Here is a 23,925-nt window from a genome sequence, read left to right as displayed (position 1 = left end):
AGTCGAAAAAAGTTGCGGGCTGCAAGGCTGTTACCCTGCAGCCCGCACTGGGTCAGCCGGAGGCCGTGAAGTTAGAACGGTACATCGTTCTTGTCGCTCACCGGGGCGAAGCCGTCAGCGTCGGTCTGTGCGGCGGTGGGCTGTTCTGCCTCCGCCACCACAGGTACCGTGGAGGCCACGCTCTTGATCCAGGCCACCGTGGGCTTTACCTGTTCGATCTGCGCCGGGGTCAGGTCGCCTGCCTTGGTGAACACGCAGCTGCTGTATGCAATGCCGTCCGCACTCTTTTCCTTCTTGAGCTTGATGGAGGTGAGTACGCTGCTGCTGCGCTTGCCCTTTACCACCAGGCGTTTTGCAACGTAGTCCTTAAAGGCCCGCAGGCTCGTAGGGGGCAGGGAAATCAGAATGGGCAGCATCTCGCCGCTGCGCAGGAGGTAAATGCGGTGACCGTTCTTGCAAGCCTTGCCGTTGCCCTTGCTGCTGCTGCCGAACTGGTTAAAGGGGCAGGTGGCGCAGTCCCGGACTTCGCCGGTCTTAATGTCCAGGCCCTGCTTGCCGTCCGCGCTGCTGCAGTCCGGCACGTTGTTGCTGCCGTCGAATTCGCCGGGCCAGTAGCTGTTGACAGCGTGGTGGTGTACGATCACGCCGGTCAGGGTCTGCACCACTTCGGGGTTGTCCGGGTCGTCGCCGGAAAGCTCAAAGGTCACACTGCCACCGGCAGGAATCTTTACGGTGTCAAAGGGAATCTGGCCGAGGCCGTCCAGTTCTTCCTTGATGAGGTCGGTGACCTCGCTGCTGATGGGTGCCAGAGCGAAGCTCTGAACCGCGGTCAAAGCGGTTTCGTTTGCCATGGTGTTTATCCTCCCTTACTGTTTCCGGCTGCTCTTGCGCCGGGTGATGTCGTTGAAGCTGTACACGTTCACAAGGCCCTCGAATTCCTCGGGAAGCTCGTCATCGTTTTCCTCTGCCAGGTTGCTCATGGCACCCTGCAGGCTCTGTGCGTTGACCGTTTCTTTGATCAGGTCGCCCAGGCCGTTGGAGCGGAGGGCGTCCATCAGTTCGGCGTCCTTACCTGCTGCCTTGCTGTATTTGGTCTTAGGCGTCAGGGTGTAGGAGTAGCCGTTCCGGGTGATCTGCGGGGTTTCGTCCTCGATCATGGCCGTTGCGAGGGCGTCCCGGGCGGCCTCGATGGCCCGGTTGTTGGCCTTGGTTTCCTCTGCCAGGCGGTCTTTTTCATCCAGCAGGGCGCGGTATGCGTCCACCTGTTCGGGAATCGTCATTGTTATTCTTCCTCTCTTTCGGTTAGAAGTAGGTTCGCCAGCTGTCCACTATGGTTTTGGCGATGTCCTCTTTTTTCTCAAGGGCTGCAAGCACCTTGTCGTCGATGCTGTCCTCCACCAGGAGGTGAATGTAGGTCACCGGGTTGCTTTGCCCGATGCGGTGAATCCGCGCCAAAGCCTGCGCGTAGTTCGCATAGTTGTAATCCATGCTGTAAAAAACTGCGGCGCTGGCAGCGTGAAGCGTTATGCCGAGGCCGGCTGTCTGAATCTGCGCCACAAAGACCTTGGTTTCCGGGTTTTGCTGGAAGTCGTCCACTATGCCGCCCCGTTCTGCCTGCGGAACGTCGCCGTAGATCGAGCCGTACTTGATGCCCTTCTTTCGGAGCAGGTTCTCAATGGCTGCAATCTCGGGGCGGAACCGGGCAAAAACCACCAGCTTCTGCCCGGCCTCCTGGACGTAGTCGTCCAGAATGTCCTCCAAGGCGTCCAGTTTGGCCGTGCCGATCTGCTGCGGGCGGGTGCCGTCGTCGGTCTGTGTGAAGCCGCCGGTGAGCTGCATCAAGCGGAGCATTTTGGTCAGCACCGTGGTTGCGGTTATGCTGTCGCCGCCTGCAAGCTCCGCGAAGCTGGACTTTCGGAGTTGGTCGTAGAGCTTGCGCTCCGCCGGGCTGAACTTCACATATCGGTTCTCGAAGGTCTGCGGCGGAAGGTCGAGGCATTCGGCTTTGGTTACGCGGTAGGCTATGGAGTGTTCTTTCTGTATGAGCTGCTCCATGTGCTTGTAGCCTATGATCTGATGCTGTCCGTAGCCGCCCATTACGCAGTAGCGGTTTCGGAAGGCGAAGAAGTTCGAGCCGAAGACCGCCGGGTCTAAAAAGCGGTACTGGCTGTACAAGTCCACGGCGTTGTTTTGCACCGGGGTTCCGCTCAAGGCCAGTTTATAGCGGGCCTTGTCGCCGAGCTTGTGCAGGGCTTTGCTCTGGGCGGCGCTGTGGTTCTTGATGCGCTGGCTTTCGTCGCAGACTATCAGGTCGGCGTCGTACTCCGCCAGGGCGTCAAAGATTCTGTCCCGGTGGGTGCTTTCGTAGTTGATGACCGCGATCTTGAGCGAGGCAAAAGGCCAGACCTCCAAGGCGTCCAGACCTTCCAGGCGCTTTTTCTTTTCCCCGAGCAGGGTTTCGCAGTGGTAGGGGAAAGCGGCGAACTGCTGCAGGTCGTGGGGCCAGACGCTGCACACGCTGGTCGGAGCAACTACCAGCACCCGCTCTATGCGGTGCTGCTGGTACAAGGCGCCCATCGTGGCAATGGCCGTCAGGGTTTTGCCGCAGCCCATCTCAAAGAGAAACCCAAACCCTTTGTGCTGTTCCTTGCTTCCCGAGGTGAGTTGCAGCAGCGCCATGTTGGCACCTCGGATTTGGTGCTGGAACATCCGCGCTCTGACCGGGTACTCTGCAAGCGGTTTCGGCTCTGTGGCATCACGTTGCTGTTCTACCTGGCGGGCGACCTCTGCCAGACGTTCCCGCTCTGCCTCCACAAAATCTGGAAGGGTGAAGCGGTTATGTAAGGCGTTGAGGGCGTCCAGGCTGACCGGGCCGGTCATGGTGCGCGTGGTCTTGTTCCAGCGGAAAATCCCCATGCGCTTGAGTTGGTCGTACCGCAGCGGCTCTATCTCGGCCAGTATGATCTGGCCGTGCTGCAGGGCTATTTTCATTTCTGTATGCGTCCCCTTTCTGTGGTGTTGTCCCTCGTTCCCACCCTCCGCCGCCTGCGCTACTCCACAGGCGGCGGCTTCCAAAAGGGGGCTTTACAGGGTCACCTTGACCTTGCCTGCTGCGATTTCATCCTGCAGGGCGTCCTCCAGGTAGTCCTTGACGATGCTCCGGGCGGCCATCTTCCACATCCCGCCGTCTGCTGCGGTCAGGCTGATGCTGCGGTCATCGTAGACCCGGAACACAAACTCGCTTTCGGGCTGCTCTACTTCCTGGAAGGTACGGTAAGGCGCCAGGGTTACGATGGGGCGGACTGCCTTGTTCTCTACAAAGCTGACACCCTTGCGCACCTGCACCGTCTGCGTGATGCCGTTGTCGTCGCTTTTGACGCTCTGGTCAAAGCTCATGTGGGAAAGCAGGTCGAGGATATAATCCACGTCGTTTTTCTCGCCCTCGGGCGCCCGCTGGAACATGGAGCGGAGCTTGATCATCGCTTCGTCGAAGCTCCAGCGCACATCCTCCACCAGCGGCGGGAGGTCGCTGGCTGTTGCGTGGTAGGGCTGCCAGCGGTGCAGGTCGTCCTCGGGGTTCGGCGTGGTAAAAACCTCCACGCCGCCGTAGGTATTGCAGGAAACGTAGAGCGGCGGATTCTCGGTCTGGCTGTCCACCTCGCTCTTGATAAGTACCACCAGGGCGTTCAAGCTGCGGGTATTGACCTTCTCAGGCTTGGGAAGCTCGAGCGGCTCAATCTCGGTGCAACTGCCGCCGGTCACCATGAATCTGCGTCCGTTGATGTCTACCTTTTCCGGCTCTGCGGCCTTCTTGCCCAGCTCGGCGAGGGTGTTGATTGCGTCCGCGAGGAAGCTGTTCTTGATCTCCATCTTGTGTTCCTTTCTTTATGCAGTGTGAATGTCGGCAAACTTGAGAACCTTGCGCTCCGGGGCCTCGCCACCGTAGGTGTCGAACTGGCCGGGAATCTGCGGGGTAAGCTCCACAGCTACGGTGTGGCCGCCCTCCTGGCCGACCGCAAGGGCGGTCTTGACCGGGTGCAGGGCTGCCAGGGTGCTGGAAGCGGTGGCGCTCACCTCAACGTGCTGGCGTTCCTCGTCCGGCTCCAAAGTGATCTTGACCGTGATGGTGCGCTTGGCGGTGGCCTTGGTATTCGGGTCGCTGATGTTCTGAATCACGCGGCCCATCTCGTAGTCCAGGCGCTCCTTGATGGCGCCGTTGGCCATGTCAATCAGGCTGCTTGCTTTGGTCTGTTCCATGTCGTGTGCCTCCTTTGGCTTTGTGGGTGGATGTTCGGGCAGGGGCTGCGGCCTCACCTTCTTTCGTGGGTGTAGTCCAGCAGGCGGCGAAGAGCCAGGCCGAGGTTGTAGCCCAGGCGGTCAAGTCGCCCGGCCTGGTCGAGAGCCAGGAAAATCCAAGCTGCAAGCACCAGGGCTTCGTAGACCAGCACCCCGGTATAAAGCGGGGCGCGAGCTGCGGCCTGGCCTGCGGTGCAGCCGAACTTCATCAAAAGTCTTTCCATTTCCTTCGTTGCCTCCTGTTTAGTTTCTTGTATCAGCAGTGTTGAAAGCCTGGGGGAAAGTGTGGAAAAATCACCTCTTTTCGGGCGTTTCCCGTGTCCGGGGTTTCTCGCTCACAGCTGCCAGAGTTTGGTAGGCCGGGGCGGTGTTTGCAGTGTACGGCACCCGGATGCCCGCAGTTGTGCTGCGGGTGGTGCCGTCTGGGAAGTGGTTCGTGATCTTCATGTGGGTCACCTCACCCTGCCCGCTCGGTGATGCTGCGCTGGGTAGCCATGCCCAGCATCACGCCGTTCAAGACCAGCTGCTCTTCCCGGGTTGCGCTCTTGAAGGCTGCAACCACTGCCGCGATCTCGGCGGCGCTGGGGGCGTTGTTCTTCTCTGCGGTGTTGTTCTTCATGTTGCTGGTTCACCTCCGTGTGGTTTCTATAACCGAAGCTTCAAGCTTCGGTTACGCAAGTATAATACTTCGATTATCGAAAAAAGTCAAGCAGAAAAATCGCTTTTAGACTTGAATTGTCGAAATTTTGTGGTAATATAGGAACCACAAGAAAGGAGGTGATTTGAATGACCGAAAATGAACGTGTAAAGGCCGTGCGCCAGGCGCTGGGGCTAAGCCAGCAGGAATTTGGTTCTAGAATTGGAATTAAAATCTCCGCTATGTCGTACCTTGAAAGCGGGAAAAGCCGCTTGACGGAATCAAACGCGATTCTGATCTGCAAGGAGTTCAACGTCAGCCGTGAATGGCTGCTGAATGGCACCGGGGAGATGTTTCTGCCGGAAAGTTCCGGCGCTGTGGACGCCCTGGCCGCGCAGTACGATCTGACGCCGTTGGAGCGGGACATGGTAGAAAATTACTGCAAGCTGTCCAAAGCCCAGCGCCAGGCGTTCTGGGATGTGATGCAAAAAATCGTTGGTTCCTCTGCGCAATCCGGAAGCGCAGAGATCTCTCCGCCTGGTTCAGGGGTAGCGGCTGCCGAGGCCGCCTACGAAAAGAACTTTGGTACTGCATCCGGCACCCCAGATGCCGAAGCTATGAGTATGCACGAAGACACCGGGTAAAATGAAAAAAGACCACACCCCAACCGGGGCGTGGTCTTTGGTGGTAAACAGAAAGGAGGCTTTATTGTGGGCGTTCGTGCAAGAAAATCTTTTAAGGCTGGCCCCGCCCGGGTGACGTTCAGCAAGTCGGGCGTATCAACCAGCGTTGGAGTGAAGGGCGTTCGTGTTGGCAAAATGGCAAACGGAAAAACCCGGACGACCCTCTCGGTTCCTGGTACTGGTATCAGCTATGTGTCCGAGAGCGGGAAATCTGGCGGTCTTGACGATGTGGAGGCGCAGCCCAGCGGGGACGGTCTTTGGTTTGACGTCTTTATGGGAGGGATTCTTCCTGTTTTGAGCATTTTAATGCTGTTGATTTCCGTTGTCTATCCAGTATTCATCTTTATCTGCATCGGAGCTGCTATTTCTGCCGTGCTGTTTATCAAGAGCGCAAAAAGAAAAATTGCTGCCCGCTGGGCAGCAAAGCGTGAATGTTCTGAAGCTAAATAAAAAGCGCCGACCCTCTGGAAAGGGTCAGCGCTGGGGCCAGTGCTACAAAATATAAAAGGGTGAGGCGGCTGCTTCCTGCTGGAACAGGGACTGCGCCACAAAGCACGGGCAGTTGGCATGGAACCGACTGCCTTTATTGTAGCACGTCGCCCTGAATTTGAAAAGGGGTGATTTTTAATGCGTGATATGGATTCCGCCCGCCTGCGGGTGGTGTGCTATGTCCGCGTCAGCACGAGAGAGCAGGCCGAAAAAGGCTATTCTGTCAGCGAGCAGCAGGATCGTCTAAAGGCGTACTGTATGGCGAAGGACTGGGTGGTCGCCCAGGTCATCACCGATCCGGGCTTCTCGGGGGCAAAACTTGAGCGCCCTGGTATGCAGCAGCTGATCTCCCTTGTGCAGGCGAAAAAGTGCGATGCTGTTTTGGTCTGGAAGCTGGACAGGCTTTCCCGTTCCCAAAAGGATACACTGTATCTGATCGAGGACGTGTTCCTGAAGAACGGCTGCGCCTTTGTTTCTATGAACGAGAACTTTGATACTTCCACGGCCTTTGGCCGGGCAATGATTGGCATCCTGTCTGTGTTCGCCCAACTGGAACGTGAACAGATCCGGGAACGCATGGCGGTTGGCCGTGTCGGTAGGGCAAAGGCCGGCCTCTTCCACGGCGGCGGCTTTGCTCCCATCGGCTACGACTATAAAACCATTGCCGAGGGCGGCGCTGGGCTTGTCGTGAATGAGTATGAAGCAATGCAGGTGCGGGAGGTGTTCTCTCTATACCTCCAAGGCTGGCCGGTGAACCGCATCCGTAAATATATGGCTGCACGCTACACCACGAAGGATGGCGACTGGGGTTCTGATACTACGGTGAGGGACGTCCTCAAAAACCCGCTGTACACCGGGAAGATAAACTGGGCAAAAAAGGTATACGACGGCCAGCATGAGCCGCTGATCTCGCAGGAAACCTTTGACGCCGCTGCTGCCCGGCTTGCCACCTCAAGCTGGAAGCGTACCAGCTCGGATGGCATGGAGCGGGATTCTCCGTTCAAATCCACCCACCTGCTGGGCGGCATTATTTGGTGCGCCCGCTGCGGCGCCCGGTACTTTGCCAGCGGCAATTACTCGGGCAGGGGCGAGAATAAGCGCTACTGGCCATACTACGTTTGTTACTCCAGGGCAAAATCCGCAAAGCACATGATCCGCGACCCAAACTGCCGGAATGACCGTTGGGCGGTGGCGAAGCTGGACGCTGTTATAGAGGGCGAGATTCGGAAGCTTGCGTTTGACCCGGCGGCGCTTGAGCTGGCGGTGTCCGGGCCGCAGCAGGACGAAGATGTAGCCCAGCGCCGGGCTGCGCTGCAACAGCACCTGGACGACCTGCGGGCGCAGATGGGGCGTGTTTTGGACTTGTACCAGATGGGCGGCTCGCTGCCTGCCTCTATGGTCGGAGACCGTGTGGCAAAGCTCCAGGCGGAAATTGACGGCGTGGAAGCTGCCCTGGCGGAGGCCGTAGAGGAACCGCCCGCCAAGCGCCTGGATGCTGCCCGGGATGCCCTGGTAGGGGCAGAGGACGTTCTGGACAATGGCACTCTGGACGAAAGGCGGGAGCTTGTCCACAGCCTCATCCACCGCATAGATCTGGACGGGGAAAATATTGATATACATTGGAGCTTCGCCCCGGAAACATGAGCAGGTGTTATATATGGAAAAACTACATTTCAAGGTTGAATCCCCTGCAAACTTTGTCAAGCTGGCCTGTACCATTCTTTTTGAGCGAAAAGAAAAGCTGCTGGAAGATTACGGCTCTACTTGGCATGATGTGTTTGACGGGGATGCAGGAAATCAACATTTTCAACGGTTCATGGAAGACCTGTTTCCGAACGGCTGCGTTGTTGGGGAAAGCGAACTGAATCTGATAACAGACCGGGCAGTTCATTTTCTGAAAACGGATGAGGCTTGCCTTGATATAAAAGCGAACCATGACAAAGCGCGCTTTACATATTGGGTTTATTTTGCTCCTGAGCATAAGGTTTACGCGTGCAGTTTTGCGCGGCACGAGGAAACCATTATTGATATTCTCACCGCATTTTTTGGCAAGTCGATTGGGGATTATAGTTTGTGCGCCTTGAAACAGTTTATTCTAAATTCCTTTGAGATTAAATCCGATAATTCATCTGTGCGCTCAATCGCAGAGGATGTGCAATATATCCAAGAATCAGCTTTCTTTAGAAGCATTGGAGCGTACAAAACATAAAAACAAAGGCCGTCCGTACTGGGCGGCCTTTGTGCTTAGATTGCGGAATCGCTGAATTTACGCGCACTTTTCGCTGACTTTTTGCAAAACGCGCGGGTAACGCGATTTTGTTGACGCCGACAAAATCGGCGAGATGTTCCCGGCGTTTATGTCGGGAGCTTGGGCGGGTTACTTGTCTACCCTGATATAACTACTGCAAACCTCCACATGCCTCGTCCTCGGGAAAAGGTCCACCGGCTGCACCTTTTCTGCCCGATACCCATGTTCTTCCAGCCACTTGGCATCCCGGGCGGCGGTGGAGGGGTTGCAGCTGACATAGACCACCCGGCGGGGGGACATGGTGACGACAGCGGAAAGAGTTGCTTCGTCACAGCCTTTGCGGGGCGGGTCGAGCATCACAACATCCGGGTGCAGGCCCTCGGCGGCAAGCTGAGAGGCCGCCTTACCAGCATCGGCGCAGAAGAAGCGGCTCTTTGCGGCTGTGGCATCACCCATGCGGGCAGCATTGGCCTTGGCGCTTTCGATGGCCTCAGGCACGATCTCCACGCCGATGAGCTCCCGGCAATGGTCTGCCATGGACAGGCCAATGGTGCCCATGCCGCAGTAGAGATCCAGCAGCAGGTCATCCGGGGTCAACTGAGCATATTCTGCGGCAATGCCATAGAGCTGCTCAGCGGCCAGGGTGTTGACCTGATAGAACGACAAGGGGCCCAGCTGCACCGGAACGCCGCAGAGGGTGTCCTCGATGAACCCGGGGCCGTACAGGGTGTGGGTCTCGCTGCCCAGAATCACATTGGTGTTTCTGGCGTTGACATTGATCAGGATGGTGGCGATATCGGAAAACTGCGCAGTCAGTGCGCGGCAAAGCTCCTCTGCGTGGGGCAGCTTTGCCCGGGTGCAGACCAGACAGACCATGATCTGGCCGCTGTGGACACCCCGGCGCAGAAACACATGACGCACCAGCCCCTTGCCTGTCTGCTCATCGTAGGGCTGAATGTTGTGGGCGGCAAAGAAATCGCAGAGGGTATTGCCGATCTCGTTCAGCACATCCGGCTGCAGCTTGCAGTCGGGGCAGGGTACAATGCGGTGGGTGCGCCCGGCGTAGAAACCGATGCAGGGCTTGCCATTCTTATCACAGCCCACCGGGAATTGAACCTTATTGCGGTAGCGGTCGATCTCGGGGGAGGGGAGGGGCGGCAGCACGGGTACATCCAGCCCGCCAATGCGGCGGAAAGCATCGGTAACGCTTTCGCCCTTGGCGCGCAGTTCAGCGGCATAATCCAGATGCCGCAGGCTGCAGCCACCGCAGGGGCCGGCCACTGCACAATCTACCGGGATACGGTCAGGCGAGGGAGTCTGAATGGCATCCAGAATACCGAAAGCGTAGCGGCCGCAATCTTTGACGATGCGGATGGCGGCAACGTCACCGGGGGCGGTGCCGGGTATGAACACAGCCTCGCCGTCCGGGCTGTGAGCAACGCCGCTGCCATCGTTGGACAGGCGCTCAATGGTCAGGGTCAGCACCTGATTTTTTTGTAAGGGCATGGAAATTCTCCTTTGGAATGGGATTGGGTCAGGCTTCTTCCGAAGCGGGGGCATCTGCATTTTCGCTCTGGGCGGCAATGTATTTGCTGGGCGGCGTCCCCTTGGCCCGCTTGAAGACCCGGGAAAAATAGAACTGGTCAAAGAAGCCCACCGAGATGGCGACCTCTGCAATGGAAAGGTTGCCGGCCCTCAGTAGCTTGCAGGCTTCGTTGATGCGGTATTCGGTCAGATAATCGATGGGGCTCTTGCCCACATTGAGCATAAACACCCGGTACAGATGACTGCGGGAAACGCCCACGCTCTTAGCGACATCGTCGATGGAGATGTCGTGCGAATAGTTGAACTGGATGTATTTGATGGCATTCAGCACATATTGATTGGAGGAGGAAGCGTTGTGGGGGCGCGTCTCGCTGGTCTCCTTCATCAGGGCAGAGATGAACAGGTAGAGGTACCCCACCATAGCAGCCTCATCCTGAGGCTCTAACCCACGGGAAGAATAGATGTTGGTCAGAGCTGCCCGCATTCCCTCCGGGTCCTGCGTGTGGTGCACAGGAGCAGTGTCGGTAAAGGGCAGCTGTGCCGCCAGTTTGTGAGCGCAGGCACCGTTGAAGCCGACCCAGCTGTACTCCCAGGGCTGCTGCTCATCGGCAGAGTAGCGGATGAGCTGACTGGGCCGGGCAAAGAACAGATCCCCCGGCACGACCTCAAAGGTCTTGCCGCCCACTTCAAAGGTGCCCTTGCCCGAGACCACCAGATGGATCAGGTAGTGATCCCGGATACCGGGGCCCCAGGTTTGGCCCGGGGCACAGCGCTCCAGACCACAGTTGAAGATGGATAATTCAATATTATTGGTGTAATTCTGCTTGAAGGACTGCTTGTAGACATCTGCCATGATCGTTTCCTCCAGTTGACCGCATTCTTGTTCCCAGTATATCATAACTGTATCTGCAAATTCAACAAAAGTACATCCGAAACTTTGGTTTTCGCGCTGAAATTGGATTTTTTGCGGATTCAAATTGCAAAAGAGGGCGGAATGAAGTACAATAAGGCTAACCCAAGTGCATGGACCCTTCATGCACGGACTTTGCGGAGAACGTTTGTGGAGGAGGAACGGCCATGGCGACCAGTGCACAACTCAGACGGGAGATCCTTGCGGGGCAGTGGGACGAAGCGCTCTGCACGCTCTATGGCACAGAACCGGCGGTGCTGGTCCGCCAGCGGCAGCGGTATGCCGCCGCGCTGGAACAGTTTGAGCTTTACTATGGCCCCGGGCGGCAGGCGCATGTTTACTCGGCTCCGGGCCGGGCGGAGCTGGGCGGCAACCACACCGATCATCAGCACGGGTATGGTCTTGCGGCAGCGGTGACGCTGGATCTGGTTGCAGTGGCATCCCCCAGTGACGACGGTTTTATCCGGGTCAAATCCCGGGGCTTCAACAAGCTGGATGTCATTGATCTGAGCGAGGCCGAGCCTCAGCAGGGAGAGAGCACCCATTCGGCCAGCCTGATCCGGGGCATTGCGGAAGGTTTCCGGGCACAGGGAAAGACGGTGGGTGGCTTCGATGCCTATACCGCCAGCGACGTGCTCCGGGGCAGCGGGCTTTCCAGCTCTGCGGCCTTCGAGATGGGAATGGCGGCCATCTTGAACGGGGAATATGGCTGTGGCCTGACTGCGCCGGAGCTGGCAAAGATCTGCCAGTATGCGGAAAATACATATTTCGGAAAACCAAGCGGCCTGTTGGATCAGCTGACCAGTGCCGTGGGCGGGGTCATCTTTGCGGATTTTGCCGACCCAAAGAAGCCCCGGATAGAAAAGATCCACACCGCAGGGTTGCTCCCGGTGGGCATGACCCTTTGCGTGACCGATACCCGGGGCAGTCACAGCGAGCTGACCGGTGAATTTGCGGCCATCCGGCATGAAATGGAATCGGTGGCGGCCTGTCTGGGCGGTAAGGTGTTGGGACAGGTCAAGGAGCAGGAGTTCTGGACGGCTCTGCCGCGCCTGCGCAGGGCCTGCGGGGATCGTGCTGTTCTGCGTGCGGTCCACTATTTTGAGGAGAATGCCCGCGCATTGGCCCAGCGGAATGCCCTGGTCAGCGGGGATTTCAATGCCTTCCTGCAGCTGATTCTGGAAAGCGGACATGCCTCTTTTGCCCTGTGCCAGAACGTTTACTGCTCCACAGACGTACGGCATCAGGGGCTCTCGGTGGCGCTTGCCCTCAGTCAGACTCTGCTGGAGGGGCAGGGGGGAGCCTGGCGGATGCAGGGCGGCGGCTTTGCAGGGACCATTCAGGCATTTGTACCCGGTATGCTGACGGCAAAGTATCACGACGCGATAGAAAAGGTGTTCGGTGCGGGCAGCTGCTATCTGCTCCGTCTGCGGGAGCAGGGGGCCCTGCGGGTCGTTTGAACATCTGGAAGCGGCCAAATAAAAAGAGCTTCACACTCCGGCAGAAGCCGGAATCGTGAAGCTCTTTCATGTTACAGGAAAAACGGCTCAGATACCGCGCTGCTGCTGTTTTTGGCGTATTTCATCCGTGAAATTAGAAACGGCAGAGAAGGTATCATCGTGATAACCGAACCAGTTGGACAGGTTCTTGTAAATGTTTTCTACAAATCGGTAGCCGGAAACAACAACATTGAACAGGAGCAGAGGCACAAACGAGATGGAAATGGAGAGGATCCCCCCCTGAAAGAAGAAATCGTCCAGGTGGAGGTTATCAGTAAAGCTGTCCAATGCATCTCCCAGTTCTCCGCCGCCAAAGATCTCCGGCAGCTCTTCTTCCGGAAGCGTTGCATAAGATGCAGGCATACGCAAGTTTTCCATAAAAGGCTCCTTTCAAAGATTTACTCAGGCGGCCAGAGCTGCTGTACCTGCGGCCTGTGCCTGATTTTTGGCTTCGCTCTCGTTGTAGATATTCCGCATATCGTTGTAGATGGACAGGAAGCTCTCAATGGCAGACCTAGCCCAGTAGTAGACATAAACGCCTGCAAAACCGGCAGCAACCACAGTCATGGTCTTGCCCACGGGAGTCTGGCGGCCCCAATAATGCTCAATGGCACCCATCGTGGTCAGACCATCGTTCCGCATGTCAATGATACCGGCAATGGTGTTGCTGATGGCAGCCTGACCCAGCATACGTACCAGGTTGACACCGACATTGACGGTGAAATTCAGGACATCCTGCGCGTTGATATTCAGCTCAAAAGCGCCGCCAACGGTGTAGACCATTTCATCTTCGGAGAGAACCGCATAGGATGCGGGCAGCTGCATCGTGCTCTGATAGGTAAATTCCATGGTGGAAAACTCCTTTCGTTCGTAAAATCCGCGCAAAGGCGGACGTGAAGCTAATTGGATTATAGCATAATTGCCCAAAAACAACAAGAGAGCGATGAAACCCAAAATGCGAAAGAATTGTGAAGATACTGTGGCCGTTCTGTAAAAAAGAAACGGTTCTGCGCGGAAATATGTGGAACGTCCTGTGCGGGATGCGGCGAAAAAATGTTGTGTGAAAATTGAAAATAATGCAAAAAGAGACGGCGGGCACCAGTTCCTCCGGAAAGGAGGGGGCCAGGGCCTGCCGTCTTTGTATGGGGAGAAAAGAAGAAGGAACGTTTTAGCGGTCTGCCGCAGCCGGGATCCGATCATACAGTGCTGTCAGATCGGCAATATGCTCGGCCAGCAGACTGGTAAGCGGGGTATCCAGCCGCCACTGCCAGTTGGCTCCCTGGGTGCTGGGAGTGTTGATGCGGGCCTCCGCGCCCAGATGCAGCCAGTCGGCCATGGGGATGATGGCCATATCCGAAACACTGGCAAGGCAGGCGCAGATCATGGCCTCTGTCAGATCCTCGGGCAGGCAGCGCAGGTAACGGCAGGCATAGTGGACATCCTCGGGGCTGGCAGACTGCCGCCAGCCTTCGGTGGTCACATTGTCATGGGTGCCGGTGTAGACCACGCTGTTGTGAGGGTAGGTGTAGGGAAGATAGTTGCCCGGTTCCCGGCTGTCAAAGGCAAACTGCATGATCTTCATGCCCGGATAGCCGCTGGCAGCCAGCATAGTCTTGACCTCTGGGGTCAGGTATCCCAGATCCTCTGCAATGATGCCGCCCTGACCCAGGGTCTCGTGGATGGCATTGATGAAGGCGCGATCCGGCCCCTTTTCCCAGTGGCCACCCGCCGCCGTCTTGTTTCCGGCAGGGATGGCGTAGTAGCTCTCAAAACCACGGAAGTGGTCGATGCGCACGACATCATAAATGGAAGTAGCGTGCTGCATCCGGCGCTTCCACCAGGCGAAATCCTCGGCCTTGTGGCGGGGCCAGTCGTAGAGCGGATTGCCCCAGAGCTGACCGTCTGCCGCAAAGGCATCCGGGGGGCAGCCTGCCACCTGCGTCAGGTGGGTCTGGCCGTCGGTCTGGAAAAGCTCCGGCCGCGTCCACAGATCGCTGGAATCCGGGCTAACGTAGATGGGAATATCGCCCACCAGTTGGATGCCCTTGCCGTTGGCAGAGGCTTTCAGGGCGTTCCACTGGGTGTAGAAGAAGAACTGCACCGCCTTGAAATAATCCACCTGCCCGGCCAGACGCTCCCTGGCAGCGGCTACGGCAGCGGGCTGGCGGGTGCGCAGGTCATCCGGCCAGTCACACAGGCCTGCCTGTCCCTGTTCGGCCTTGATGGCCATGAACAGGGCGTAATCGTCCAGCCAGAAGCTCTGTGCCGTGCAGAAGTCTTTGTACTCTGCGCTGGCTGCAGCCAACAGACGGTCAGCAGCTTTTTGCAGCACCACCGGGCGCTGCTGGTAGAGCACGCCATAATCCACCGGGCCAACCGGAACCTCAGCGGGAATCTCATCAGCGGTCAGATAGCCCTGCTCGTGCAGGACACGGAAATCGATAAAGTAGGGGTTCCCGGCAAAGGCGGAAAAGCTCTGGTAGGGGCTGTCACCGTAGCCGGTGGGGCCAATGGGTAGGATCTGCCAATAGGTCTGCTTTGCACGGGCCAGAAAATCCACGAACGCAAAGGCTTCTTTCCCCAGCGTGCCGATGCCAAAGGGTCCCGGCAGACTAAAAACGGGCATCAGAATGCCGCATGCTCGCATGGTGAACTCCTCCTTAACCCTTGACAGCGCCTGCAACAACACCCTCAATGATGTATTTCTGGCAGGTCATGTACAGGATGATGATGGGGATGATGGCAATGATGATGCAGGCCATCATGGGAGCCAGTTCCACGCGGCCATAACCGCCGCGGAAGTACTGGATCGCCATGGGGATGGTGCGGTACTTCTTGATATCCAGCACCAGAGTGGGCAGCAGGTAGTCGTTCCAGACCCACATGGTTTCCAGAATGGCGGTGGAGATCATGGTAGGCTTCAGGATGGGGAACACGACCTTGAAGAAGATCTGGATGGGGTTGCAGCCGTCGATCATGGCCGCTTCCTCAATCTCCATGGGAACGCTCTTCATAAAGCCGGTGAACATGAACACGGCCAGACCGGCACCAAAGCCCAGGTAGATGATGCAGATGTTCCAGGGAGTGTTCAGGTTGAGGGTATCTGCGGTCTTGGACAGAGTGAACATGACCATCTGGAAGGGGACGACCATCGAGAACACGATGAGCAGGTTCATAAACTTGCTGAGCTTGTTGTTCACCCGGGTCAGGTACCAGCCTGTCATGGAGCAGCACAGCAGGATGAGGGCCACACTGGAAACGGTAATGACGAGGCTGTAGCCCAGACTGGAAAGGAAGCCCATTTTGATCACGCCGTAGACGTAGTTGGAAAGGCCAGCAAAGGTCTCACTGGTGGGCAGCTGGAACACGGTAGAGGTGGTAAAGGTACCCTCTTTTTTCAGGCTGTTCAGCAGGATCAGGACGATGGGGTAGATCCACAGCAGGCAAAGCAGGGCCATGATGACGGTGAGAATGTTATCCCACAACTTTTTCTGTTTAATCATTACTGCTGGACCTCCTTAGAACGGGTGAAGTGGAGCTGCGCCAGAGAGATGACCACAACGATCAGGAAGAATACCACAGCCTTTGCCTGGCCGATGCCCTTCCACTGAGCACCGGAGCGGCCATAGAAGGTATTGTAGATGTTCAAGGCCAGCATTTCACTGGCGTTGGCAGGTTCGCCTGCGGTCAGAGCAACGTTCTGGTCGAACAGCTTAAAGCTGTTGGTCAGGGTCAGGAAGGTGCAGATGGTGATGCTGGGCATGACCATGGGCAGCTTGATCTTGAACAGGATCTCGCGGTCAGAGGCACCGTCGATCTTGGCTGCTTCGATCAGGTCGCCGGGCACGCTCTGCAGACCGGCAACGTAGATGATCATCATGTAGCCGATCTGCTGCCAGCACATCAGAATGACCAGACCGACGAAACCGGCCTTGGCATCCAGTGCCAGCAGGGGCTTTTGCAGGTTTGCCAGCACGCCGTTGAGCAGGATCTGCCAGATGTAGCCCAGCAGGATGCCGCCGATCAGGTTGGGCATAAAGTAGACGGTACGGAAGATGTTGGTGCCCTTGATGCCGCGGGTCAGCACGATTGCAATGGCAAAGGCACAGACATTGATAAGCACAGTGGAGATCACGGTAAACGCTGCCGTAAAGCCGAACGCATGCAGGAACGTGGAATCCTGGAACACGGAAATATAGTTCTGGATGCCCACAAAGGTGGTCTTGCTCACGGTGGTGAAGCGCTGGAAGGAAAGGAAGATGCCCCAGATAAAGGGCCAGATAAAGCCGATGATGAACGCGATCAGCGTAGGAAGCACGAACACCGGCCAATATTTGCTGATGGCCTTTTGCATGATATACCTCCAAAACAAAAGGAGGCGGGCGAACAGCTCGCCCGCCTCCCATTACGGTTTACACAAATAAAAGGGGAAAGAGAAAACCGAGAATGCTTAGCCGTTTGCCAGCTTGTACTCCTTAGCCCAGCCATCGACGAAAGCGGTCACAACGCCGTTCCAGTCGCCGGTGCCTGCTGCGTAAGCGGTCAGAGCGGAACCAACGCCGTTCTTCCACTCCTCGGAAGGCATGGTGGAGAAGCACCAGTCAACACTGGTCTTGCCAGCTGCAACGTAGTCGTTTGCAATGGCGATCAGGGGGTTGGTGGAATCCTTTGCAGCCTTGAAGGGGATGACAAAGCCCATATCATCAGCCATTGCGCTGGTGCCGGTCTCGGAGGTGACACACCAGTACAGGAAGTCCAGAGTAGCCTGAATGTCCTCGTCAGAAGAGGTGTTGTTCACGCACCAGAAGTTCTCGGAACCGGTGCACAGGCCCTGATTCTCTTCGCCGTCAACACCGATGTAGATGGGCAGCATACCCAGGTTGTCGTCGCCCAGATCCTTCACATCGCTGTAAGCCCAGGTGCCGTTCTGATAGAAGACAGCCTTTTTACCAACAAACTCTGCCACGGCATCGTTGCCGGTCTTGGAAGCCAGCAGCGTGGGGTCGCAGGTAGAATCGGTGATGTACAGATCCCAGATCTGCTTGTAGTTGTCGAGGTAGGTGCCCTTGATAGCGTCGGTGGAGCCGATGCCGTCTGCCTTGTACTCGTAGTAGATGGGCAGGTTTGCCAGATGGGTCTTGAAGCGCCAGTCAGAAGAACCATCCATACCGGCAGAGGTGAAAGCGCCATCCACGCCCAGCTCAGCCTTGCGTGCCTGGATATCATCGGCGACCTTCTTCAGATCGTCAAAGCCCTTGATGTCGTCCTGGGTGTAGCCAGCGGCAGTCAGCAGCTCCTTGTTGTAGATGATGCCGTAGGTCTCAATGACGTATGCAATGCTGGTGACAGCGTCGCCGTCCTTCAGGGCGAAGGAGTCGCTGGTCAGCTCGCCGTACAGCTTGCTGCCGGACAGGTCGTAGCAGTAATCCTTCCAGTTGGCCAGACCCACAGGACCGTTGACCTGGAACAGGGTAGGAGCCTCGCTCTTCTCCATCTCGCTCATCAGGGTGGTCTCGTACTGACCGGAAGCAGCAGTCACAACGGTCACAGGCACGCCGGTCTCCTTGGTGTACTCAGCAGCCAGGTCCTGCCAGGCCTGATCCTGCTCGGGCTTGAAGTTCAGGTAGTAGACCTTGCCGTCAGCCTTTGCAGCGGTCTCGGAACCGGCAGCAGAGCTGGCAGTGGAGGAAGCGGTGGAGCTGGACGAACCACCACAGGCGGCCAGGCCCAGAGCAGCGGTAGAAGCGCCTGCGACCTTCAGAAAGTTACGACGAGAGATCATCTTTTTCATAGTAGTACTCCTTCTTCTTTTGGTTAATATCTGCCACCGTCCACAGCATGAGGACGGAAGTTAGACTGAATAGTTCCGGCGGCAGGGGCAAACGCTTTCGCCCTGCTGCAATTCCGGCTGGAGCGTGACGGTCTGGGCCGGGGCTCCGTGTTCGATCTGCCGCACCAGCAGCTCGATGCTCTGCAGTGCGATCTGTTCACTGGGCTGGACGATGGTGGTCATCACCGGCACGCAGTAGCGGGACATCGTGATGCCATCAAAACCGATCACTGAGACATCCTCCGGCACCCGCATACCTGCACTTACCAGCGCCCGGATGGCACCAAAGGCGATCACATCGCTCATGGCAAACAAGGCAGTGAACTCGGCCCGGCGGGCCAGCAGACTGTTCATGGCGTGGTAGGCGGACTCGAAATCGTAGTTGGACAGGCCATAGAGCTTATCGTCAAGGACAAGCCCTGCGTCCTCCATGGCATCCTGCGCACCCAGACGACGCATCCGGCTGGGAAAGCTGGTGGCCGGGCCGCCCAGCACCGCGATCTTGCGGTGACCCTGTGCGATGAGATGGGAGACTGCCGCTTTTGCTGCGGCCCGGTCATCCACACCCACCATCGAGAGGTTGGGAAAGTCCAATTCATTGGAGACTAGTGTGGCCAGCACGGAGGGAACGGAGATGTTTGCAAAGCCGTTCTGGAAGTTCGTGACACTGCCGCCCAGAAAGATCATGCCCTTAGGCTTGATCTCCCGCAGGATCTTCTCGGCAGCATCGATCTCGTTGGCGTTCTCGTCTAGGTAGGAGACGATGCCGTTGTACCCATACAGGGTAGCGGCCCGCTGCAGCTGAACGAGGAAGTCGGAGAAGAAGATGTTCCGGGTCCCCTTGACCACGAACACCAGGCTACGGGATTGCTGGATCTTCAGCTGCCGCGCGTTGGTGTTGGGGGTAAAGCCTGCCTCCCGCATAACCTTGAGCACATGCTCCTTGGTCTCGGGCCGGACATCCGGCCGATCATTGATGACGCGCGAAATGGTGCTGACAGAACAGCCGCTGATGCGGGCAATGTCCTTGATCGTCATATCGCGTGCCCTCGCTTTCGGTTGGATTTTCGGGAACGGTGTCGGGAACGTTTCCAGTGGCTATAGTATGGCACATTTTGTTCAAAAAATCAATCATGTTGGAGCGATTTCGTGAAATGTGTACAAAGAATCGGTTTGACGTTGTGCAGTTTGATTTGCCAACACATCAAAACGCCGGTTGATTTCGGAAATTTCCGGTAACAGTCCAGGAAATGCCGGAAAAACCGTACCGGTTTGTAACTTTTTGACCGCTGGATGCACATTCCCGGATAACTGTGTTGTGTGCCAAGGCCTCTCGTGCTATACTGGAAAGCGAAGGAGGGGAAGAGCAATGATTTTATCCTTGCAGGGCTGCATGGCGGTAGGGAAAACCACAGCGGCCCGCTATCTGCAAGCGCATGACCCGCAGCTGCATGTCTGCTTTGAGGACAACGCGGCGGTCATCGCCGAAGTGAAACACCGGGGGCTGGATAAAAACTGCTATGCGGATTATCTGGAGATCCAGCGGCTCTTTCTGCAAAATGAGGTGTGCCGGTGGCAGGAAGCACAAAAATACCCCTGCACCGTGATGGATTTCGGCGCAGAGGAGATCGTGTTCTATACGCTCCACTATCCCAAAAGCAAAGGATTGGATTGGGGTGTGGAGGAGCTCCGGCGGGCATTGGCACCGGAACTGGCGGCGGCCCAAGGGTGTATGCCGGAGCACATTTTGTTTTTGGATGCGTCCGACGAGACGCTGCGGACCCGCAAAGAGGGGGATACCGTGCGCACAAGGGGATTCTTTGAACATTACCGGAACCAGCTTCTGCCACTGAAGCGGGAATGGTTCCGGAACCGGGAGGACACGACCTTTTTACAGACCGACGGCCTGACGGCAGAGCAGGAAGGGGAGGCGGTCCTCCGTTGGTGCACACAATGGATCGGGATGAACCGCTGAGCGGAAAAAGGCCCCATCTCCGAGGGGGCTGTCACCGCAGGTGACTGGGGGAGTTTATACAAACAAAAAAGCGCTTTCACCTTGTCATCGGTGAAAGCGCTTTGCTGATTGCTGATTATTTTGAATGGGTTGATAAAGTTCTGATTAGTCGCTGACGTAGGGCATCAGAGCAACGTGACGAGCACGCTTGATGGCGGTGGTCAGTGCGCGCTGATGATAGGCGCAGGTGCCGGTCACACGGCGGGGAATGATCTTAGCACGCTCAGAGACGTACTTACGCAGACGGGGCACGTCCTTGTAATCGATGGTGTCGATGCGATCGACACAGAAGCTGCAAACCTTCTTGCGGCCGCGACGCATGGGGCGTGCGGGGCGAGAGCCTTCGGTTCTTTCAAAAGCCATTGCTTATTACCTCCTATAAGAATTGAACGGTCAGACCGTTACGGAATCAGAACGGCAGGTCATCACTGTCATCAATGACAGCAAAATCATCTGCACTGCCGGCGGAATAGCTGGGAGCTGCCTCCACAGCAGCCGGACGGGCAGGGGCTGCGTTCTGGTAGGCGGGAGCAGAATTCTGATAATTTGCTCCACCGCCCTGATTGCTGCTCTTGGGGCCTGCAAAGCTGATGTTGTTGGCTACGACTTCCACAGCCGTGCGATTGTTGCCGTTCTTATCCTGATACTGGCGGGTCTGAAGAGAGCCTTCGATGGCGATCAGACTGCCTTTCTGGAAATACTTAGAAACAAACTCGGCCTGAGAACGCCAGGCAACGATATCAATGAAGTCAGCCTGACGCTGCTCACCCTGACGCACAAAATTGCGGTCGCAGGCAATGCGGAAGCTGCACACATTGGTGCCCTGGGGCGTGGTGCGGAGTTCAGGATCCGCCACAAGACGGCCCATGATAGCAACAACATTCAACATTTTACGGTCTCCCTTTCTGTCACGAAAAGATTACTCCTCGTGGGCAACGATCAGGCTGCGCATAACACCTTCAGTGATCTTGTACACACGGTCCAGCTCAGCGGGGAAGCTGGGCTCGCTGGTGAAGTTGATCACAGTGTAAACGCCTTCCTCCTCGTCGTTGATGGGGTAGGCCAGACGGCGCTTGCCCCACTCGTCGATGGAATCGATCGTACCGTTGTTCTCGATCAGGGTCTTGAACTTACCAACCAGAGCGGCGGTAGCCTCCTCGTCGAGAGCGGCGCTGGTAATCAGCATGGTTTCGTACTTTGCCATTTTGTAGCACCTCCTTTTGGACTTAAGGGCCTCAAGGTTATGAGGCCAAGGGTACACACGACATGCGGCATCGCCTGCCGTGTGCGGCGTGTCTGTTCAGACAGCAATTTATTATAGCAAGTCCCTGCTGTTTTGTCAAGCCCTGCGGGCCAAAAATCCGCACAAAAATTTGTGCTGAAGCTTTGGCGAACTTTGTCTGTTTTTTTAACGAGAAAGATTGAAAAGTATTTTGATTTTGGTTCTGAGCGGCGATATAATAAAAGAATAGGGGGTCGGGCGCGGCCGACAGCCCTGTTAAATGAAATAAAACGGAGGAAGGTAAATTTATGTATTCTGTTTTTCGGAACCTTGCTATCATCATCCTCAGTGCCAAGTTCTTCGGGCTGGTGGCCCGCAAGTTCAAAGCGCCGCAGGTGGTGGGCGAGATCATCGCGGGCCTGATCATCGGGCCCTGTCTGCTGAACCTTGTGCATATCAGCGATACCATCTCGATCTTCGCAGAGATCGGTGTGGTGCTGCTGATGTTCTCCACGGGCCTTGGCACCAACCTGAAGGAGCTGATCAAGGCAGGCCCCATCGCCACCCTGATCGCCTGTGTGGGCGTGGCGGTGCCGCTGGCAGGGGGCACGCTCCTTTATAGTTTATTCTACGGCTTCTCAGCGCTGGGCAGCCAGGAGTTTTACCGTGCCCTCTTCATCGGTACCATTATGACCGCCACCAGCGTGTCCATCACCGTGGCTACCTTGCAGGAGCTGGGCCACCTGAAGAGCTTCCTGGGCACCACCATCGTCAGTGCCGCCGTTATCGATGATGTCATCGGCATCGTGGTGCTGACCTGTGTGCTGGGAGCAAGCTCCGGCACCGGTACAGGGCTGGGTAAGGTGCTGATGAACACCGTGCTGTTCTTCGCCACCGCCATCGGCGTGGGCCTCATTGCCCATTTCGCCATGAAGTGGCTGGACAAGCGCAACCCCCACACCCAGCGCATCACCATCGTCAGTATGGCGTTCTGCTTTGCCATGGCCTACATTGCTGAGGCCTACTTCGGCATTGCAGACATCACAGGTGCCTACATCGCGGGCATCGTCCTGTGCACTCTGGAGGATGCCCCCTATGTGGAGCGCCGGGTGGACATCAGCAACTATGTGCTGTTTGCTCCCATCTTCTTCGCCAGCATCGGCCTGAAGACAGATATCAGCGGCCTGACCCCGGAGATCCTGCTGTTCAGCGTGTGCTTCGTGGTGGTGGCCCTGATCACCAAGATCATCGGCTGCGGGCTGGCGGCCAAGATTTGCAGGTTCAGCTGGGGTGATTCCCTCAAGGTGGGTGTTGGCATGATGACCCGCGGCGAGGTGGCCCTGATCGTGGCCCAGAAGGGTCTGGACATCGGCGTGGTGGATTCCGTCTACTTCACCGCCGTCATCCTGCTCATCGTCGTGTCCAGTGTGGCCACTCCGCTGGTCTTGAAAGCGCTGTTCACCAAAATGCCTGTGCAGCCGCATCCCAGTCAGGCAAAGCAGTAAGGGAGCTCTGCCAGAACCCTTTAGATATTTTCCAAAACGACAGCAGCACCTCACCAGAAATGGCGGGGTGCTGCTGCTTTATGGGCCGAAACGGGGCGAAAAGTTTTCGCAAACGGTGCAAAACGGGCTGAAAAGCGGGGGCCTTTTGTGAATAGTGCTAAAGAAATGGCGGAATCCTTGTAAAAAATAACAGCAGGTGGTATAATTTACCTGTAAAACGAAAATGATTGGCTCAAAAGAAACAAACTTGGAGGGATTTACATGAAAACTGTAGCGCAGACCGTGATCGAGGCAGATCGCTTCTATACCATCGCTGCCAAGGGCGGCAGTGTCATTCAGGCCGTGGAGAAGGCCACCAACGGCGGCGATATCCGCCTGGGCAAGTACGAGCACAAGCCCGAGCAGGAGTGGGCCTTTGTGCGCGAGGGTGACGGCGTGTACCGCATCCGCAACCGCGCATCCGGCAAGCTGATCGATCTGATGATGACCGGCACCGCCAATGGCACCTGGCTGCACCTGTGGGAGGATGTGGGCGGCACCTCTCAGATGTGGACCGTGGAGCCCACCCCCGCCGGTACCGTCCGTCTGCGCTCTTCCTGGGCCAGCGGCAAGTGCATCGATACCGTGGGCATGGGTGCCAACGATGGTGCCATCCTGCAGATCTGGCAGGAGGCCGTAGGCGATGACCAGCTGTGGACCATTTCCGAGGTGAAGGACCGTGCAAAGCGTGCCCCTGCCAAGAAGGCAGAGGAGTCCGTTGTAGAGGCTGCACCTGTGGTCGAGAGCGCTCCTGCAGAGGAGGCAAAGCCGGAGGTCAAGGAAGAGCCCGTTGTGGAGGAAAAGCCCGTGGAGGAGCCTGCAAAGGCTGAGGAAAAGCCCGCTGAGCCTGTTAAGGCCGAAGAGGTGAAGGCGGAGCCTGTCAAGGCCGCTGCTCCCGCTGCCAAGGCTCCCGCAAAGAAGCCCGCCGCCAAAAAGACCAGCCGCGCCGCCCGCAAAAAGGCCGCTGCCGCTAAAAAGTAAGTAATATAAGAAAAAGCAGCTGCATTC

General features: G+C 56.9%; 28 protein-coding genes. 8 read left to right on the top strand and 20 right to left on the bottom strand.

Going from position 1 to position 23,925, the window contains the following annotated elements:
- Positions 1 to 71: 71 nt before the first annotated feature.
- The 8 genes from P0G09_RS11290 to P0G09_RS11255 all read right to left on the bottom strand — a co-directional run bounded on the left by P0G09_RS11290 (position 72) and on the right by P0G09_RS11255 (position 4,915).
- Positions 72 to 851, bottom strand: a complete 780-nt coding sequence (locus tag P0G09_RS11290; RefSeq protein ID WP_275252691.1) for a hypothetical protein — start codon at positions 849 to 851, stop codon at positions 72 to 74.
- A gap of 15 nt (positions 852 to 866) precedes the next feature.
- Positions 867 to 1,280, bottom strand: coding sequence for a hypothetical protein (locus P0G09_RS11285; protein ID WP_227618757.1), 414 nt, complete (start codon positions 1,278 to 1,280; stop codon positions 867 to 869).
- 22 nt (positions 1,281 to 1,302) lie between these two features.
- The gene (locus P0G09_RS11280) at positions 1,303 to 2,991 is read right to left on the bottom strand and encodes a DEAD/DEAH box helicase (RefSeq protein WP_275252690.1); all 1,689 of its coding nucleotides are present in this window, start codon (positions 2,989 to 2,991) and stop codon (positions 1,303 to 1,305) included.
- 93 nt (positions 2,992 to 3,084) lie between these two features.
- Entirely contained in the window at positions 3,085 to 3,870 is a 786-nt protein-coding gene (locus P0G09_RS11275) for a hypothetical protein (RefSeq protein WP_275252689.1), read from the bottom strand.
- A gap of 15 nt (positions 3,871 to 3,885) precedes the next feature.
- A complete protein-coding gene (locus P0G09_RS11270; RefSeq protein WP_005923823.1) occupies positions 3,886 to 4,257 on the bottom strand; it encodes a hypothetical protein in 372 nt (123 codons plus the stop codon).
- 53 nt (positions 4,258 to 4,310) lie between these two features.
- Entirely contained in the window at positions 4,311 to 4,520 is a 210-nt protein-coding gene (locus tag P0G09_RS11265; protein WP_275252688.1) for a hypothetical protein, read from the bottom strand.
- A 70-nt stretch (positions 4,521 to 4,590) separates the two neighbouring features.
- Positions 4,591 to 4,743 (bottom strand): hypothetical protein, encoded by a 153-nt coding sequence (locus tag P0G09_RS11260; protein WP_275252687.1) that lies wholly within the window; start codon positions 4,741 to 4,743, stop codon positions 4,591 to 4,593.
- 10 nt (positions 4,744 to 4,753) lie between these two features.
- Complete coding sequence (locus P0G09_RS11255) at positions 4,754 to 4,915, bottom strand: hypothetical protein (RefSeq protein WP_227618751.1); 162 nt, start codon at positions 4,913 to 4,915, stop codon at positions 4,754 to 4,756.
- A gap of 167 nt (positions 4,916 to 5,082) precedes the next feature.
- On the opposite strand from P0G09_RS11255, the gene P0G09_RS11250 reads away from it, so the two are divergent.
- From P0G09_RS11250 to P0G09_RS11235, 4 genes are all read left to right on the top strand, one after another.
- Positions 5,083 to 5,577, top strand: a complete 495-nt coding sequence (locus P0G09_RS11250; protein WP_275252685.1) for a helix-turn-helix transcriptional regulator — start codon at positions 5,083 to 5,085, stop codon at positions 5,575 to 5,577.
- 66 nt (positions 5,578 to 5,643) lie between these two features.
- Positions 5,644 to 6,066 (top strand): DUF4236 domain-containing protein, encoded by a 423-nt coding sequence (locus P0G09_RS11245; protein ID WP_275252684.1) that lies wholly within the window; start codon positions 5,644 to 5,646, stop codon positions 6,064 to 6,066.
- A 177-nt stretch (positions 6,067 to 6,243) separates the two neighbouring features.
- Positions 6,244 to 7,749 (top strand): recombinase family protein, encoded by a 1,506-nt coding sequence (locus tag P0G09_RS11240; RefSeq protein ID WP_275252683.1) that lies wholly within the window; start codon positions 6,244 to 6,246, stop codon positions 7,747 to 7,749.
- A gap of 13 nt (positions 7,750 to 7,762) precedes the next feature.
- Entirely contained in the window at positions 7,763 to 8,314 is a 552-nt protein-coding gene (locus tag P0G09_RS11235; RefSeq protein WP_275252682.1) for a hypothetical protein, read from the top strand.
- A gap of 168 nt (positions 8,315 to 8,482) precedes the next feature.
- On the opposite strand, the gene rlmD is transcribed toward P0G09_RS11235, so the two are convergent.
- Together rlmD and P0G09_RS11225 are read right to left on the bottom strand one after the other, a co-directional pair.
- Positions 8,483 to 9,859: a 23S rRNA (uracil(1939)-C(5))-methyltransferase RlmD gene (gene rlmD, locus P0G09_RS11230; protein ID WP_275252681.1), complete on the bottom strand. Its 1,377-nt coding sequence runs from the start codon at positions 9,857 to 9,859 to the stop codon at positions 8,483 to 8,485.
- Positions 9,860 to 9,887: 28 nt separating this feature from the next.
- The gene (locus P0G09_RS11225) at positions 9,888 to 10,751 is read right to left on the bottom strand and encodes an AraC family transcriptional regulator (protein WP_275252680.1); all 864 of its coding nucleotides are present in this window, start codon (positions 10,749 to 10,751) and stop codon (positions 9,888 to 9,890) included.
- 224 nt (positions 10,752 to 10,975) lie between these two features.
- On the opposite strand from P0G09_RS11225, the gene P0G09_RS11220 reads away from it, so the two are divergent.
- The gene (locus P0G09_RS11220; RefSeq protein WP_275252679.1) at positions 10,976 to 12,268 is read left to right on the top strand and encodes a galactokinase family protein; all 1,293 of its coding nucleotides are present in this window, start codon (positions 10,976 to 10,978) and stop codon (positions 12,266 to 12,268) included.
- 87 nt (positions 12,269 to 12,355) lie between these two features.
- Here P0G09_RS11220 and P0G09_RS11215 read toward each other — a convergent pair whose 3' ends face one another.
- From P0G09_RS11215 to P0G09_RS11185, 7 genes are all read right to left on the bottom strand, one after another.
- Entirely contained in the window at positions 12,356 to 12,685 is a 330-nt protein-coding gene (locus P0G09_RS11215; RefSeq protein ID WP_156064435.1) for a hypothetical protein, read from the bottom strand.
- Positions 12,686 to 12,709: 24 nt separating this feature from the next.
- Positions 12,710 to 13,156 carry a hypothetical protein gene (locus P0G09_RS11210; RefSeq protein WP_005933531.1) on the bottom strand — a complete coding sequence of 149 codons (447 nt, stop codon included), beginning with the start codon at positions 13,154 to 13,156 and terminating at the stop codon, positions 12,710 to 12,712.
- A 319-nt stretch (positions 13,157 to 13,475) separates the two neighbouring features.
- Positions 13,476 to 14,954 carry a 4-alpha-glucanotransferase gene (malQ, locus tag P0G09_RS11205; protein WP_275252678.1) on the bottom strand — a complete coding sequence of 493 codons (1,479 nt, stop codon included), beginning with the start codon at positions 14,952 to 14,954 and terminating at the stop codon, positions 13,476 to 13,478.
- Positions 14,955 to 14,967: 13 nt separating this feature from the next.
- Entirely contained in the window at positions 14,968 to 15,810 is an 843-nt protein-coding gene (locus P0G09_RS11200; protein WP_156072151.1) for a carbohydrate ABC transporter permease, read from the bottom strand.
- Complete coding sequence (locus P0G09_RS11195; RefSeq protein WP_005933523.1) at positions 15,810 to 16,661, bottom strand: sugar ABC transporter permease; 852 nt, start codon at positions 16,659 to 16,661, stop codon at positions 15,810 to 15,812. Before P0G09_RS11195 ends, P0G09_RS11200 begins: the two co-directional genes overlap by 1 nt.
- A 96-nt stretch (positions 16,662 to 16,757) precedes the next feature.
- Positions 16,758 to 18,098, bottom strand: a complete 1,341-nt coding sequence (locus P0G09_RS11190) for an extracellular solute-binding protein (RefSeq protein WP_275252677.1) — start codon at positions 18,096 to 18,098, stop codon at positions 16,758 to 16,760.
- A gap of 60 nt (positions 18,099 to 18,158) precedes the next feature.
- Positions 18,159 to 19,175: a LacI family DNA-binding transcriptional regulator gene (locus P0G09_RS11185; protein WP_275252676.1), complete on the bottom strand. Its 1,017-nt coding sequence runs from the start codon at positions 19,173 to 19,175 to the stop codon at positions 18,159 to 18,161.
- Positions 19,176 to 19,506: 331 nt separating this feature from the next.
- On the opposite strand from P0G09_RS11185, the gene P0G09_RS11180 reads away from it, so the two are divergent.
- Positions 19,507 to 20,112: an AAA family ATPase gene (locus tag P0G09_RS11180; RefSeq protein ID WP_275252675.1), complete on the top strand. Its 606-nt coding sequence runs from the start codon at positions 19,507 to 19,509 to the stop codon at positions 20,110 to 20,112.
- A gap of 144 nt (positions 20,113 to 20,256) precedes the next feature.
- Here the strand turns inward: P0G09_RS11180 and rpsR are convergent, their stop codons facing one another.
- From rpsR to rpsF, 3 genes are read right to left on the bottom strand one after another with little or no spacing between them, the layout of a single operon-like run.
- Positions 20,257 to 20,514 (bottom strand): 30S ribosomal protein S18, encoded by a 258-nt coding sequence (rpsR, locus tag P0G09_RS11175; protein WP_050762800.1) that lies wholly within the window; start codon positions 20,512 to 20,514, stop codon positions 20,257 to 20,259.
- Between the two features lie 46 nt (positions 20,515 to 20,560).
- Positions 20,561 to 21,040 (bottom strand): single-stranded DNA-binding protein, encoded by a 480-nt coding sequence (gene ssb, locus P0G09_RS11170; RefSeq protein ID WP_005933513.1) that lies wholly within the window; start codon positions 21,038 to 21,040, stop codon positions 20,561 to 20,563.
- 30 nt (positions 21,041 to 21,070) lie between these two features.
- Positions 21,071 to 21,355, bottom strand: coding sequence for a 30S ribosomal protein S6 (gene rpsF, locus P0G09_RS11165; protein WP_005933510.1), 285 nt, complete (start codon positions 21,353 to 21,355; stop codon positions 21,071 to 21,073).
- Between the two features lie 326 nt (positions 21,356 to 21,681).
- On the opposite strand from rpsF, the gene P0G09_RS11160 reads away from it, so the two are divergent.
- On the top strand, positions 21,682 to 22,878 hold the full coding sequence (locus tag P0G09_RS11160) for a cation:proton antiporter (RefSeq protein WP_154277697.1): 1,197 nt from the start codon (positions 21,682 to 21,684) through the stop codon (positions 22,876 to 22,878).
- Positions 22,879 to 23,139: 261 nt separating this feature from the next.
- Entirely contained in the window at positions 23,140 to 23,898 is a 759-nt protein-coding gene (locus P0G09_RS11155) for an RICIN domain-containing protein (protein WP_275252674.1), read from the top strand.
- Positions 23,899 to 23,925: the final 27 nt, after the last annotated feature.

This window comes from Faecalibacterium sp. DFI.5.82, assembly GCF_029076575.1.
Taxonomy (GTDB): Bacteria; Bacillota; Clostridia; order Oscillospirales; family Ruminococcaceae; genus Faecalibacterium; species Faecalibacterium duncaniae.
This window is presented reverse-complemented; position numbering and strand designations above follow the sequence as displayed.